Here is a 14,239-nt window from a genome sequence, read left to right as displayed (position 1 = left end):
CCATGACCGCTGAACACATGGGCTGCAGAGGCGAGCGCGGCGAAACCCTGATGGGCCTGCTGGTGGGCTTGTCGGTCGGTTTGGTCGTGCTGGCCGCAGGCAGCGCCTTGCTGGCCAACCACCTGCGCGGCCACCGCATGGCCTTGCAAGACAGCCATTTGCACCACGACCTGCGCTCGGCCATGGACTGGATGGCGCGGGAACTGCGCAAAGCCCAATACAGCGCCAGCGCCTGGGAAACCCGCTCACCCACAGTGTGCGAAGACGCGTTTTGCGATGGCCCGGAAGACTTCAGCATCGAAGGCCACAGGATCGAGTTCAGCCACGACCGCAACCACAACGGCGAGCAGGACAAGAACGAATGCATGGGTTTTCGTCTGACGGGCCAAGCGCTGCATGCCAAAAGATCGTGCAGCGCCAGCGGCGACTGGCTGGCCATCACCGACAGCGCCAACCTGCAGATCACCGAGTTGCGCTGGCAGCTGCACTGCGAGCAGCACCAAGGCTGGCTGCGCCGCCGCGTTGAGATGGCCTTGACCGCGCAATGGCCCACCGACGCCTCGCGGCAGGTCAGTCTGTCGCACACCGTGCATTTGCGCAACGACGTGCCGGCCAGCCACCAAGCGCTGTTTTGCCCATGAACCGCCATCGCGACTTGCACCCACAGCGCGGCGCCATCACGCTGCTGGTGGCCATCGGTCTGGTGATCCTGGCCAGCCTGACCAGTTTTTACAGCGCGCGCAGCGTGTTGATGGACCAAATGGCCAGCCAAAACCATGCCCGAGCCAAGCAATCACTGCTGGCGGCCGAAGCGGCTTTGGCCAGCGCGCAGGCCGTGCTCAGTGCCACCCCCACGCAGGACCTGATGCACAGCCCCACCCACTGCCCTGTGGGTTTGAGCGGCCGGCAGTGGCAATGCAGCCCCTTGGCGCTGGCGCCGCACCCGGCTCTGCCCCAAGCGCAGCTGAGCGCCATCGCTGTGCGCGACCTGCTCCTGTCGCCACATGTGATCACGCTGCACGCCAGCGCCCGCCACAGCGGGCAACAGAGCCAGGCGCTGGTGCGGGAAAGCGTGTTCGCCCCCACCGTGGCCCCGGCACCCAGTCTGGCAGCGCCCGCTGCACTCGTGCTCAATGGCTGCGTCAGTGAAGCCGCGGCGGCCCATCTGCGGGTTTGCCCGCTGACCAGCCAAGGCCCAAGCTGCGCCAGCAGCGCCAAAGGCCCTGCAGTGCTCACGCATTGGGTGGCGGACACCAACCGCAACGGCAGCATTTCCACTGCGGAGAAAAATGCCTGCCTGGCCCTGAGCGCCAGCAGCTTGCCCGGTGGGGGCAGCAAAACCGGCCCCAGCTCGGCCAGCGTGCGCAGTCCGTGCACACGGGCTGCATGGCGAAGTGTGTTGGGCGACATCACCGACGCACAGCTGCAAGCTTGGTCGAGCGCCCAAGAGCGCAACGGCCTGACCGCGCAAAGCACCCCACCGCGCACGATTTACTGGATCGACAGCCCCGCCGACTGGCAGGGCAACGTGGGCAGCACGGATCATCCGGCCCTGCTGGTGTTTTCAGCCAAGGCCTGCGCCCAGCGCTGCCCGCGCATCGGCGCTGGCGTGCGCATTCATGGCAGCGTCTTGATCGATTCGGGCTGCAACGACGACAAGATGCGGGGCTGGCAAGCTGGCACCATCGAAGGCCAGCTGGTCGTGGAGTCCGGCTTGCCCGAATGGCGATCGGGCACGGTGCTGGCGCAAGCCGATGGGCGCAATGCCTACATCCTCAACTGGCCGCTGGGCATCGATGCCACACGCCTGCAGCGCATCCACGGCAGCTGGAGTGAGGGCGCGCCGTGACCCGCACAAGGCCAACCCAGCAAGGCATGGCGCTGATCGAGGCCCTGATCGCCTCTGCGGTTCTGGGCATTGGCCTGGTGGGGGCCACGCAGCTCACCCTCAAGACCCTGAACACCGCCAGCGAAAGCCGCCAGCACACGGTGGCCCAACACCTGGCACAAGAGGCCATGGATTGCCTGCACGCCCAAGCCAGGACAGGCATCGCTGGGTGCGCGCCACAGACCAGCGTGCAGGTGCAGGGCGTGCGCTACCAGCGTGAAGCACGCAGCACACCCCGTGGCGATGGGGCGCTGCTCGACCTGCACGTGCGGGTGCAATGGGCCGCCGCAGACAATTTCATCGACTGGCACAGCAGCGTCTCGGCTGTGCCTGGCTGGCTTGGCGTATCCTCCCCCTAGTCCGTGTACGCTTTGCCTTGCACCTTCTGAACCCCTGAACTGTTGTCTGTTGTGCCGCTCTTGACCGATCCATCCCCCATGCTCCAAGCCCTTGCGTTGGCCCGCCAGGCCCTGTGGCTGACTTCGCCCAACCCGCGCGTGGGCTGTGTCATCACCGCCGCCGACGGCACGGTGCTGGGCCAAGGCCACACCCAGCGGGCAGGCGGCCCGCACGCCGAAATCATGGCCCTGCGCGATGCGGCCGAGCGCGGGCACAGCGTGCAAGGTGCCACCGCCTGGGTGACGCTGGAGCCTTGCGCGCACCAGGGTCGCACCGGGCCTTGCTGCGACGCGCTGGCCGCAGCGGGCATCGGCCGCGTGGTTTCAGCGCTGACCGACCCCAACCCCCAAGTGGCGGGCCAAGGCATGGCACGTTTGGCGGCAGCGGGCGTGCAGACCGAGATCCTGGACGTGCAGGACGACATCGCCGTGCAGGCCCGTGAACTGAACATCGGCTTTTTCAGCCGCATGGAGCGGGGCCTGCCCTGGGTGCGCATGAAAGTAGCGGCCTCACTGGACGGCCAAACCGCCCTGCAAAACGGCCAAAGCCAATGGATCACAGGTCCCGAGGCCCGTGCCGACGGCCATGCCTGGCGAGCGCGTGCCTGCGCCATCCTGACCGGTATCGGCACCGTGCTCGAAGACGATCCGCAGCTGAACGTGCGCGGCCTGGACACCCCGCGCCAGCCACACCTGGTGGTGGTGGACAGCCGCCTCGACATGCCGCTGAACGCCCAACTGCTGGACACACAAGGCGCAGGCGATCAGGCGCGGCAGATCTGGATTTACACGGCGGTCGACCCTGCCAACGCAGAGCACGCGCTCAAACGCGCGGCACTGACAGCACGCGGTGCCCGGGTGATCGACATGCCCGGCCCCGGCGGCAAGGTGGATCTGGCCGCCATGCTGCGCGATCTGGCCCGGCGCGAGATCAACGAGCTGCATGTCGAAGCCGGCCACAAGCTCAACGGCTCCTTCATCCGCGAAGGTCTGGTGGACGAGTATTTGGTCTACCTGGCCCCCCAGCTGCTGGGCCCTGGCCAGGGCATGGCCAATTTGCCAGCGCTCGCGGCGCTGAGCGATTCGGTCCAGCTCGCATTTCATGCGGTGGACCGCATCGGCTCCGATCTGCGCCTGCTGCTGCGGCGGGCCTGAGACGCTGACAGGCATTCGCGAGCAGGGGCTCTCCCCCACAAACTTCTTCATTTTGTGGGAGGCTGTCCCTGCGGCCGAATCGCGGTGCCGCGTTCAGCTTGGGACGCCGGGACTCAAAATGTCAGCGTCTTCACACCCGTCGACGTGCCCAGTAAACACACCTGCGCTTTTTGCTGCGCAAACACGCCGACCGTCACCACACCCGGCCACTGGCTGACGGTGTTTTCAAACACCACCGGGTCGGTGATCTTCAGACCCTTCACGTCCACGATGTGCTGGCCATTGTCGGTCACGAGCGGCTGGCCATCTTTCAGGCGCAAGGCGGCGGTGCCGCCCATGGCTGCGAACTGGCGCTTCACGCGGGCCGTGGCCATCGGAATCACTTCCACGGGCAAAGGGAAGGCACCCAGCACATCGACCAGCTTGCTTTCGTCGGCAATACAGACAAACTGTTTGGACTGCGCCGCCACAATTTTTTCGCGGGTGAGCGCTGCGCCGCCGCCCTTGACCATGTGGCCCTGGTGGTCGATCTCGTCAGCGCCGTCGATGTAAACCGACAGGCTCTCGACCTCGTTGCTGTCAAACACCGGAATGCCCAAGGCCTTCAGGCGCACGGTGGAGGCTTCGGAGCTGGACACCGCGCCCTTGATCTGGTCTTTCATGGAAGCCAAGGCGTCGATGAATTTGTTCACCGTCGAGCCCGTGCCCACGCCGACGATCTCGCCAGGGACAACGTATTTCAGGGCGGCTTGGCCCACCAGGGCTTTGAGTTCGTCTTGGGTCATGAAAGGGGCTCGGTTTGGGGGTGAAAAAAGACAGGCCGGGGTTTGCGACAATCAGGGCAACCGATTCAAACGCCGCAGACCTCTGCGCCAGCCCGGAATTATCCAATGTCCCTGATCCCTTACGCCCTCGCCCGCTCGTTTTTGTTCAAGATGGACCCCGAAGAGGCGCACGAACTGACCATCGAGGGCCTGGCCCGCACGCAAAATACCCCACTCGACCGGGTTTACCGCCAGCCCTTTGTGGCCCAGCCCATCACACTGGCTGGCTTGCAATTTCCCAACCGCGTGGGCCTGGCGGCAGGCCTGGACAAAAACGCCCGCTGCATCGATGGCCTGGGCGCCATGGGTTTTGGCTTTGTCGAAGTCGGCACCGTCACGCCCAAAGCACAGCCAGGCAACGCCAAGCCCCGCATGTTCCGCCTGCCCGAAGCGCAAGCGCTCATCAACCGACTGGGCTTCAACAACGACGGGCTGGACGCCTTCATCGCCAACGTCAAGCGCTCCAAATTCCGCCAGCAAGGTCGATTGCTGGGGCTGAACATCGGCAAAAACGCCGTCACGCCCATTGAAAACGCCACCGATGATTACCTCATCGCCCTGGCGGGCGTGTACCCGCATGCCGACTATGTGACGGTGAACATCTCCAGCCCCAACACCAAGAACCTGCGCGCCCTGCAAAGTGACGAAGCGCTGGATGGCCTGCTGGGCGCTCTGGTGGCGCGGCGGGAAGCGTTGGCCGCCGAGCACGGTCGCCGCGTGCCCATGTTCCTCAAAATCGCGCCCGATCTGGACGAAACCCAGGTCGGCGTGATCGCCGCCACGCTGCAAAAACACGGCATGGACGGCGTGATCGCCACCAACACCACGCTGGCGCGCGACGCCGTGAGTGGCCTGCCCCATGCCGAAGAAATGGGCGGCTTGTCCGGCTCACCCGTGCTGGAAGGCAGCAACCGCGTGATCCGAGGCCTGCGCGCCGCCTTGGGCAAAGACTTCCCCATCATCGGCGTGGGCGGCATCCTGAGCGGGCACGATGCGATCTCCAAAATCGAGGCCGGGGCCGACGTGGTGCAGATCTACACCGGGCTGATCTACAAAGGCCCGGCTCTGGTCACCGAGGTGGCGAGTGCGCTGCAGCAGATGAAACGCTGAAATCCATGAGGGCCATGGCGGGCCTCACGGTTGCACCGGGTGTTCCGCCAGATAGCGCCTCAAGGCCTGGTTGATGCGCGTTTGCCAACCCTGCCCTTGGGCGCGAAAGGCCTCCAGGATGTCTTTGTCCAGACGAATGGCCACCTGCTCCTTGACGCCGCTGCCCGCTGGCCTGCCGCGCTTGCGAGCCAACGCCAGACCCTGCGCCAATTCTTCAGGTGTTGCAGGGCGGTCGTCCTCATCCTGGCCATCCCACACATAAGGGGCCTCGCGCTCGCTGACTTTCAAAGCCTTGATCACGTCTTTACGGCTCATCGCATTCGTTTTCGATCCAGACAAGGTACGCCTCTCTTTCTTCACGGCTGGCACGGCGGAAACTGATGACTCGGCAAAGCCCATCACGCGCCACATGGACCACCGTCAGAACCGCAAGAAAACCCATCGCATAGGAGATGGACAAGATCCGCGGCTCTGCGCCTCGGACCACCGGGATATCCAACCTGTAACGGGAATCCAGAACAACCCCTGCCAAGGCAAAGTCCAGTCCATGCTTGCGCAGGTTGATTTGCCTCTTGGTTTCGTCCCAACTCAGCTTGGCATCCATTGATTTAATGTAGATGCAAATAATCCAGCCGTCAAGATCCTCGCACCGACAGAGGGCGCAGCGGCTGAGCGCTCAGTCCTTGAAATACACCAGCTGGTGCGTGCTCGCCAGCAGCTGGCCTTGGGGGCTCCACAGCTCGCCCGTCTGGTCAAAATATCCGTGGCGGTAATTCAGCGCCTTGGCCACGCCCAGCACATGGCGCGTGCCCACCTGCGCCAGCAAGGCGCTGTCGGCGTGGAAATAGGTGGTGAGGGACACCGTCCCGATCATGGCCCGGCGGCGGCGACGGATGTAGATGCGCGGGAAAAAGCTGTCGCTGATGGCCGCCAGCGAGGCAAAGTCCATGGCCCGCTCAGGCTCATCGCGCACCCACAGGGTGGAGCGCGAGTGGGTTTGCTCCTGTTCGTCAAAGGCCGAGGGGAAAGCGCCTTCGACAAAGCGCATGTCGTAGCGCTGCGGCCAGGCGGGCATGCCTTTCACAGGCATGCGGGGCACGGCATCGGGCGCGGGCACGTTGGCGGGCATCACCGCCTCGACATCCGACCAGGTCTCGCGCCGCACGGCAAACACGGCGGTGGCGGTGGCCACCACGCCTTCGGCCTGGTGGGCTTCGATGATCCAGTGCTGGGTCGAGCGGTTGGTGCGCACGGGCCGCGCCACAAAACGGATGTCGCCATCGGCCACCGGGGCGGCGAAATTGACGGTCAAGGCCACAGGCTCACCCAGGCGATCGGGGTGCAGCATGGCCGACTGCAACAGCTGCGCAGCGGTGGTGCCCCCAAAGGGCCCGACCATGTTGGCATAGGCGGGATGGGTCGCGCCTGTGAATTCGTGGGGTGCGTCCGCAAGGGCAGAGGCGCGCAGGTCAATGGCTTCGTCGAATGGATGCATGCGCTCGATGATAGGCGCGCCCTGGCACGCCACGCTGTCCCAAAAGCATCAAGCCAGGCGTGCGCAGACCTCTTCAGCGATGGCCAAAGAGCTGGTCAAACCCGGCGACTCGATGCCCAGCAGGTTCACCAGACCGGGCATGCCGTGCTCGGCCGGGCCCTGGATCATGAAGTCGGCCGCTGCTTCGTGCGGAGCATTGATCTTGGGACGCATGCCCGCATAACCCGGCTGCAAGGCACCGTCTTGCAAGGCGGGCCAGTATTTGCGCACCTCGGCATAAAAAGCGTCGCCCCGGCGCGGGTCGACTTGCAGATCGGCCGGGTCATCCACCCACTGCACGTCAGGCCCGAACTTGGCCTGCCCCCCAAGATCGAGCGTGAGGTGCACGCCCAAGCCCGCCGCTTCGGGCACGGGATAGATCAGCCGCGAAAACGGTGCCTTGCCCGCCAGCGTGAAGTAATTGCCTTTGGCGTAATGGGCCTGCGGCAGCAAGCTGGGGTCCAGCCCGTCCATACCCCGCGCCAGCGCCACAGCGTTCAGGCCTGCGGCGTTGACCAGCACTTGGCAAGCCAGCTCGGTGCCGTCCTGCGTGGTCACACGGATCGGGTGCGTGGCGGTGCCATGCTTGAGACCGATGTGCTGTACGGGCGAGACCAGCGCCAGCAGGCCACCCGCGTTTTCCATGTCGCCTTGCAGGGCGAGCATCAGGCCGTGGCTGTCTATGACACCCGTGCTGGGCGAGAGCAGCGCGGCTTCGCAGGCCAGCGCGGGCTCCAGTGCCTGGGCCTCGGCGGCGCTGAGTTTTTGCAGGTCGTGCACGCCGTTGGCGGCGGCCTTGGCCATGATGCCGTCGAGCGCCAGCACTTGCTCGGGGCTGGTGGCCACGATCAGCTTGCCCAGGCGCTGGTGCGCCACACCGCGCTCGGTGCAATAGGCATACAGCATGTGCTTGCCCTGCACGCACAACCGTGCCTTGAGCGAGCCTGCCGGGTAGTAAATGCCCGCGTGGATGACCTCGCTGTTGCGCGAGCTGGTGCCCGTGCCAATGGCGTTCTCTGATTCGAGCACCATCACCTCGCGGCCTGACAACGCCAGCGCCCGCCCCACAGCAAGGCCGACCACGCCAGCCCCGATCACGACAGCATCAACTTGTTCCATGGGCCCCATTGTGTCGCAAGCGGGGCGCATTTCCTGTTCGGGTGACACCCGAAGGACAGACACGGACACCTCAACCGGGCAGACTGCCCAGCATTCAACAAGGAGACCGTTTCATGTCGTTGTTCAACCTGAAAGGCAAAGTCGCCATCGTCACTGGCTCCAGCCGGGGCATTGGCCGATCCATCGCGCACCAACTGGCCCGGCAAGGCGCCAGGGTGGTGGTATCCAGCCGCAAGCAGGACGCCTGCGAAGTGGTGGTCAAGGAAATCCAGGCCGCAGGCGGCGAAGCCATGGCGATTGCCGCCAGCATCTCCAGCAAAGAACAACTGCAAAACCTGATCGCCCAGACCCGCGCGGCTTGGGGCCCGATCGATATCCTGGTGTGCAACGCGGCCACCAACCCCTACTACGGCCCCACCACGGGCATGAGCGACGAGGTCTTCGACAAGGTCATGCGCAACAACGTGCTGTCCAACACCTGGCTGTGCAACATGGTCTACCCGGACATGAAGGCCAAGAAGGACGGCGCCATCGTGATCGTCTCGTCGATTGGCGGCCTGCACGGCTCGGCCATCATCGGGGCCTACAACATTTCCAAGGCGGCCGACATGCAGCTGGCGCGCAACCTGGCGGTGGAATGGGGCCCGGACAACATCCGCGTGAACTGCATTGCCCCGGGCCTGATCAAGACCGACTTTGCCAAGGCGCTGCACGAAGACCCGGTTCTGAGCGCCAAGTACAACGGCGAAACGCCCCTGCGCCGCATGGGCGAGCCCGACGACATTGGCGGTGTGGCAGTGTTCCTGGCCAGCCCGGCCGGGCAGTATGTGACGGGGCAGACCATCGTGGCAGATGGCGGGATGATGATCCGATAAATTATTGCTACCTAACAATCTTATTGATTTATGAATATTTAAGTAATAGTATTCAATCTCCCAAACAGGAGATATTCATGAAAGCACCTTCCCTTTGCCTCGCCTGCCTGGTGGGCTTGTTCGCTTTGTCTGCTTGCACTGTCCCCAGCAAAACCACCGAAACACAAGCCAAAGACGACAAAAAAGTCACCACGGAAGCAACCGTTACATCTGAACCTGTTGCCGCATCTGTGCCTGCACCAGCACCTGCTGCTTCTTTAAGAGTCGTGCCCTGCAAGGTTCCTAACGATAAAAATTGCAAATGAGCTGGACCATCTTCACAAGGTCTTGAGCCGTGCAACACCCTGCACACATGGGTGCCCAAGGTGTCTGCGCCTTGGGCATGGCCTGCACCATGCTCGCTTGGTCGGTGACCGCGCTGGCACAGGCAGAGCAGGAGACCACTGCCCCACCCAAGGAGTACCGTCAGTTTGAGAAGGTGGAAATCATCGGTTCTGCCATCCTGCAACGGGAGTCCAAGGCCAGCATGCCGCTGCGCATCCTGACCCGCCAGGACATCAGTCGGCGTGGCCTGAGCAGCCTTGACGAGGCCATTCAGAGCATGGCCGATCAGCTCAACGTCCAGAACCATGGCCAACTGGCCAACACAGTACTGGGTGGACCCAATACAGCCGCTTTGCATGGTTTGCCCCACGGGACTCTGGTCTTGCTCAATGGCCGCAGACTGCCCAGTTATGGCTTGCAAACGCTTTGGGGCGAACGCGCTGCGGTTGATTTGGGCTTTGTGCCCCTCAGTGCCGTGGAGCGGATCGAGGTGATGGCCTCCGGTGCATCCAGCCGCTATGGTTCAGACGCATTGGCGGGCGTCATCAATGTGGTGACCCGCTCAGAACGCCCGCAAAGCCACCTGAGCGTGGAAGCAAGTAAACCGCAGCATCCAGGCGGCCAATCCAGGCAATTGGACCTGGCTTGGGGCCAAGGCCAGTTTGATCGCGACGGCTACAGCTTTCAACTCAACTGGCAAAGTTCCAGGCAAGACGCCATCAGCGCAGGCAGCAGGCCCGCCAGCGCACAGGCTGCACGCCGCATTCTCGACGGTGGGCGAGAACTGTGGGTGGGTGCTGAATATGCAAGCGCTTATGGGGCTCCGGCCAACATCGTCGATGCCCAAGGCCAAACTCAACCCCACCCCGGACAAGGCCCCGGCACTTGTGCCCCCCATTTTTACAACCTGCCTTGGTCCAGCGGAGCTGAATGCTGGAGCAATAGGCAGCGCTGGCTAAGCCTTTATCCGCAGACCGATCGTCACCAGCTGCTGGCACAGGCGCAGTGGGCCCTGAACCCACAGCACGCGATTTGGGGCGAAGTTCAACTGACGCGACAAACATTGAATTACGGCTATAGGCCACCAGCTTTGGCCGACATTGCATTGCCCAACGACGAAAGCGCATTGTTCAGTGCAGACACCTTAGGCCCCATCACCTCACAAGATCTGAACCAAAGCCACCGGCTTTCTTTGGGGCTCAAAGGCCAATGGCATGACTGGGACTACGTGCTCTCGGCATCCACCGGTCAGCACCGGGTCGACCGCCGCATGTCTGGCAACGGCTGGCTCACTGACACTGATTTCGCAAGCCTGGGGCTGAGCAAACAAGAACTGCAGACCGATCCCAGTCAATACAGCCCAGAAACCCGAGCCCGTCTGAATTCTTTGTGGGACGGCAGCTCAAGATGGGTGGAAACAGGCTGGACGCGCCAACAAAGTCTGGAGTGGCTGGCATCCACAGAAATTTTTGAAGGCCGCCACGGCCCATGGATGCTGGGCACCGGGCTCAACTGGCGGCGGGAATCTTTTGCACAGCGTTTTTGGGACACCAACTGGTCGCCTGACATGTCGGGCAGCCGCCAGGTGCAAGCGGCCCATGTGGAGTTGCAGGTGCCGTTGGCTGAAACCATCGAGGCCACCGCATCCCTGCGCCAAGACCGCTATTCCGATTTCGGCAGGGCCACCACGGGCAAGCTGGGGGCGAAATGGCAAATCACCGAGTCTTGGCTTTTGCGCGCCTCCACAGGCAATGGCTTCAGAGCGCCATCTTTGGCCCAAATCAGTGACTCGGAGGCTTTCGTCGGCTATGAACCCGACATCAATGGTGGCGCTTCCCTAGGCACATTTGCACGAGGTAATCCACTGCTTCAACCAGAAAAGTCGCGGCTGCACCAATGGGGTGTGCAGTGGCAGCCCTCGGCCCAGTGGATTTTGGGGGCCGACTGGTGGCGACTGGATGTGAGCAACAGTTTCGGCATCCTGTCTGCGCGAAGCATCCAGGAAAATCCGGAATGGCGTGCCCGCTACATCCGAACGCAAGAAGACGGCAGCAGGCGAATCACACAAGAAAACCTCAATTTGGGCCGCAAGCAACTGCAAGGCATCGACTGGCACTTGACGTCTCGGCACCCGCTGGATCAAGGCATTCTGCGGAGCCAAATTCAAATCACCCAATATTTGAAAGCACGCCACCAAGACAGTCCCGAGGGTGCCTGGAACAATGAATTGGGCGAACTCAACACCAAAACAGGTCAGGCGGTTCCACGTTTCAAAACCCGCATCATGCTGGGCTACGACATGGCCAACGGCTTGTCCCTGAGTGGGTTTGTGGACCACCTGTCTGGCAACCGGGAAACCTTTGATGCCTACGATTTCAGCACTGACACCTATCAGACCCTGACCCGGAAAGTGCCTGGATTTTGGACTCTGGGCTTGGGCGCTCAATGGCGACAGGGCCCCCATTGGACATGGCAAGCGCTCTTGAGCAATGCGCTGGACAAACAGCCCCCTCTTCGCATGGCCCTCATCAACAGCAGTGGACTCAGCGGCGTGGACACCCGATATGCCGACTACACAGGACGCAGCCTGAAACTGCGAATCCACTACAAGTTCTGAGCCCGTCCCTCACGAGATCTGCACCCAGCAAAAAGCCCGCATCAGCGGGCTTTTTGACTTGGAGAAAACTTCGATCAGCCGAAGTTCTTCTCAGCGAAAGACCAGTTGACCAGCTTGTCGAGGAAGGTCTCGACGAACTTGGGGCGCATGTTGCGGTAGTCGATGTAGTAGGCGTGTTCCCACACGTCCACGGTCAACAAGGCGGTGTCGCCCGTGGTCAGGGGTGTGCCCGCGGCGCCCATGTTGACGATGTCCACCGAACCGTCGGCTTTCTTGACCAGCCATGTCCAGCCGGAGCCGAAGTTGCCTACAGCGCTCTTGACGAAAGCTTCTTTGAAAGCGGCGTAGCTGCCGAACTTGGCGTTGATGGCGGCTGCCAATGGGCCTGTGGGCTCACCGCCGCCGTTGGGCTTCATGCAGTTCCAGAAGAAGCTGTGGTTCCAGATCTGGGCCGAGTTGTTATAGATGCCGCCGCTGGACTTCTTGATGATCTCTTCGAGGGACATGCTCTCGAATTCAGTGCCTTTTTGCAGGTTGTTCAGGTTCACGACATAAGCGTTGTGGTGCTTGCCGTGGTGGAACTCCAGAGTTTCCTGGCTGTAGTGAGGGGCCAAAGCGTCGATCGCATAAGGCAGTGCGGGCAAGGTGTGTTCCATGAAGGTGTCCTTTTGTTGTTGCAGGTTGAAGGTAGACCCATGCATTTTAGGGGTTGCCTGATCGCCCTTTGGAGCGGCAGGTCACTGAAAACAGTGTCAACCCGGCTATTGCCGTCGTGGGCTGATACCCAGAAACCGATTTCGAAGAGCTCACGCTGCCCATCGCCGTCATGGGCCGGGGCCTGGGCGCCGATTTTGGGTACTCCCTCATGAGGTGCCCAGGCCCCGGCCCATGACGGCTTACCCGCATCCGCCAAATCAGCCTCAACCCATGCAAGCATTCGGCCGCAGGGGCGACCTCCTACAAAAAGAACCGCTCAGCCCTGTACTTTCAAGGGCACTTCGCCGTCAGCCAGCGTCGCCCGAACCGCCTGGCCTGGCTGAAACTGGGCGGCGTGGGTCAGGGCCTGACCATGCGCATCGCTCAGCCAGGCGTAACCCCGCTCGAGCACCTGACGCGGGTCCACCGATGACAGACGCAAAGCGGCACGCTCCAGCCGCTGGGCGCGTTGCGGCACTTGCTGGCCCAAATTAAAGCGCAGTCGGTCATTCAAGCGCTCCAACTGGTGCGCTCGGTCCGTCAATGGGCTTTGCACGCCCGCTTGCAAACGGTGCGCCAAGCGGTCCAGCCACTGGCGGTGCTGGCCCAGCAGGGCTTGCGGGCGACCCAAACGGGTGGCAATCGCGTTCAGGCGCTGACTCTGCCGTTCTTGCTGACGGACCAAACCCACCCCCAGGCGTGCCGCCACCGCATCCAAACGTTGCGCTTGGCGGTCCTGCTGTCGCAGCAGCCCCCGGCCGAGGCGCTGCTCCAGCACCGACAGGGCTTCCAGACCCACGCCCCGGTCGGTCGCGGCCATCTCGGCTGCGGCCGTGGGCGTGGGGGCACGCACATCGGCCACAAAGTCGGCGATGGTGAAATCCGTCTCGTGGCCCACACCGCAAATGAGCGGCACCGGGCTTTGGGCGATCAATCTGGCCAGGTTTTCGTCGTTGAACGACCACAGGTCCTCCATCGAGCCGCCGCCGCGCACCAGCAAAATCACGTCCACGGGCGGGCACAGCGGGTTGTCTTCGGCCGTCAGGGCGTAGATGTTTTGCAAGGCCTGCACCAGCGTGGCGGCCGCGCCTGCGCCTTGCACCAGGGCCGGGGCCATCAGCACCGGGATGTGCGGCACGCGCCGCTGCAAAGCGGTCACCACGTCGTGCCAGGCGGCTGCGCCCAATGACGTGACCACCCCAATGGCGCGGGGCTGGGCGGGCAGTGCGCGTTTGTGCGCGGGATCGAACAGGCCTTCGGCTTCGAGCTTGGCCTTCAGACGCAAAAACTGCTCAAACAAGGCGCCTTGCCCTGCGCGCTCCATGGATTCAACGATCAGCTGCAGATCACCCCGGGCTTCGTACACGCCCAAACGGCCCCGTACCTCGACCAATTCGCCGTCACGCGGGGCAAAGTCCATCAAACTGGCGGCACGCCGGAACATGGCGCAGCGGATCTGGCCCGTGTCATCCTTGAGCGAAAAATAACAATGCCCGCTGGCGGCCCGCGAAAAACCCGAAATCTCGCCGCGCACAGTGACCGGGTTGAACTGGGCGTCCAGCGTGTCAGCGATGGCGCGGCACAGCGCGGAAACTGTCCACGCACGCGGCTTCAGATCGTCGTTCAAGGGCATGGGATTGAGGTTTTATCAGCGTTTCACGGGCATTTCAGGCGGCAAACCCTGATCTGTTCAGCCCAA

Annotated in this window: 15 protein-coding genes; 8 read left to right on the top strand and 7 right to left on the bottom strand. The window is 63.0% G+C overall.

Annotated elements, in window-relative coordinates:
• Positions 1–2: 2 nt before the first annotated feature.
• The 4 genes from ACZ5RT_RS09125 (at position 3) to ribD (ending at position 3,441) form a co-directional block, all read left to right on the top strand.
• Complete coding sequence (locus ACZ5RT_RS09125; protein WP_464452249.1) at positions 3–641, top strand: PilW family protein; 639 nt, start codon at positions 3–5, stop codon at positions 639–641.
• A complete protein-coding gene (locus tag ACZ5RT_RS09120) occupies positions 638–1,849 on the top strand; it encodes a hypothetical protein (RefSeq protein WP_464452248.1) in 1,212 nt (403 codons plus the stop codon). Before ACZ5RT_RS09125 ends, ACZ5RT_RS09120 begins: the two co-directional genes overlap by 4 nt.
• On the top strand, positions 1,846–2,247 hold the full coding sequence (locus tag ACZ5RT_RS09115) for a type IV pilus modification PilV family protein (protein WP_464452247.1): 402 nt from the start codon (positions 1,846–1,848) through the stop codon (positions 2,245–2,247). Before ACZ5RT_RS09120 ends, ACZ5RT_RS09115 begins: the two co-directional genes overlap by 4 nt.
• 78 nt (positions 2,248–2,325) lie before the next feature.
• A complete protein-coding gene (gene ribD, locus ACZ5RT_RS09110) occupies positions 2,326–3,441 on the top strand; it encodes a bifunctional diaminohydroxyphosphoribosylaminopyrimidine deaminase/5-amino-6-(5-phosphoribosylamino)uracil reductase RibD (protein WP_464452246.1) in 1,116 nt (371 codons plus the stop codon).
• Between the two features lie 113 nt (positions 3,442–3,554).
• Here ribD and rpiA read toward each other — a convergent pair whose 3' ends face one another.
• Entirely contained in the window at positions 3,555–4,226 is a 672-nt protein-coding gene (rpiA, locus tag ACZ5RT_RS09105; protein WP_464452245.1) for a ribose-5-phosphate isomerase RpiA, read from the bottom strand.
• A gap of 105 nt (positions 4,227–4,331) precedes the next feature.
• Between rpiA and ACZ5RT_RS09100 the strand changes: the two genes are divergently transcribed.
• A complete protein-coding gene (locus ACZ5RT_RS09100; protein WP_464452244.1) occupies positions 4,332–5,375 on the top strand; it encodes a quinone-dependent dihydroorotate dehydrogenase in 1,044 nt (347 codons plus the stop codon).
• Between the two features lie 24 nt (positions 5,376–5,399).
• On the opposite strand, the gene ACZ5RT_RS09095 is transcribed toward ACZ5RT_RS09100, so the two are convergent.
• From ACZ5RT_RS09095 to ACZ5RT_RS09080, 4 genes are all read right to left on the bottom strand, one after another.
• A complete protein-coding gene (locus tag ACZ5RT_RS09095; RefSeq protein ID WP_291929653.1) occupies positions 5,400–5,690 on the bottom strand; it encodes a BrnA antitoxin family protein in 291 nt (96 codons plus the stop codon).
• Complete coding sequence (locus ACZ5RT_RS09090; RefSeq protein WP_291929654.1) at positions 5,680–5,979, bottom strand: BrnT family toxin; 300 nt, start codon at positions 5,977–5,979, stop codon at positions 5,680–5,682. The genes ACZ5RT_RS09095 and ACZ5RT_RS09090 overlap by 11 nt, the downstream gene beginning before the upstream one ends.
• 72 nt (positions 5,980–6,051) lie before the next feature.
• Positions 6,052–6,870, bottom strand: a complete 819-nt coding sequence (locus tag ACZ5RT_RS09085; RefSeq protein ID WP_464452243.1) for an acyl-CoA thioesterase — start codon at positions 6,868–6,870, stop codon at positions 6,052–6,054.
• A 48-nt stretch (positions 6,871–6,918) separates the two neighbouring features.
• Complete coding sequence (locus tag ACZ5RT_RS09080) at positions 6,919–8,028, bottom strand: NAD(P)/FAD-dependent oxidoreductase (RefSeq protein WP_464452242.1); 1,110 nt, start codon at positions 8,026–8,028, stop codon at positions 6,919–6,921.
• A 113-nt stretch (positions 8,029–8,141) separates the two neighbouring features.
• Between ACZ5RT_RS09080 and ACZ5RT_RS09075 the strand changes: the two genes are divergently transcribed.
• The 3 genes from ACZ5RT_RS09075 (at position 8,142) to ACZ5RT_RS09065 (ending at position 11,844) form a co-directional block, all read left to right on the top strand.
• Positions 8,142–8,903, top strand: a complete 762-nt coding sequence (locus tag ACZ5RT_RS09075; protein WP_464452241.1) for an SDR family NAD(P)-dependent oxidoreductase — start codon at positions 8,142–8,144, stop codon at positions 8,901–8,903.
• Between the two features lie 77 nt (positions 8,904–8,980).
• Positions 8,981–9,208 carry a hypothetical protein gene (locus ACZ5RT_RS09070; RefSeq protein ID WP_464452240.1) on the top strand — a complete coding sequence of 76 codons (228 nt, stop codon included), beginning with the start codon at positions 8,981–8,983 and terminating at the stop codon, positions 9,206–9,208.
• 29 nt (positions 9,209–9,237) lie between these two features.
• Positions 9,238–11,844, top strand: coding sequence for a TonB-dependent receptor plug domain-containing protein (locus tag ACZ5RT_RS09065; RefSeq protein WP_464452239.1), 2,607 nt, complete (start codon positions 9,238–9,240; stop codon positions 11,842–11,844).
• A gap of 74 nt (positions 11,845–11,918) precedes the next feature.
• On the opposite strand, the gene ACZ5RT_RS09060 is transcribed toward ACZ5RT_RS09065, so the two are convergent.
• Both ACZ5RT_RS09060 and xseA read right to left on the bottom strand, forming a co-directional pair.
• Positions 11,919–12,500 carry a superoxide dismutase gene (locus tag ACZ5RT_RS09060; RefSeq protein WP_464452238.1) on the bottom strand — a complete coding sequence of 194 codons (582 nt, stop codon included), beginning with the start codon at positions 12,498–12,500 and terminating at the stop codon, positions 11,919–11,921.
• A gap of 317 nt (positions 12,501–12,817) precedes the next feature.
• On the bottom strand, positions 12,818–14,173 hold the full coding sequence (xseA, locus tag ACZ5RT_RS09055) for an exodeoxyribonuclease VII large subunit (protein WP_464452237.1): 1,356 nt from the start codon (positions 14,171–14,173) through the stop codon (positions 12,818–12,820).
• Positions 14,174–14,239 lie beyond the last annotated feature (66 nt).

This window comes from Limnohabitans sp. TEGF003, assembly GCF_055395455.1.
Note: the sequence above shows the minus strand (reverse complement) of the source record. Positions and strands in the feature narration are given on the sequence as shown.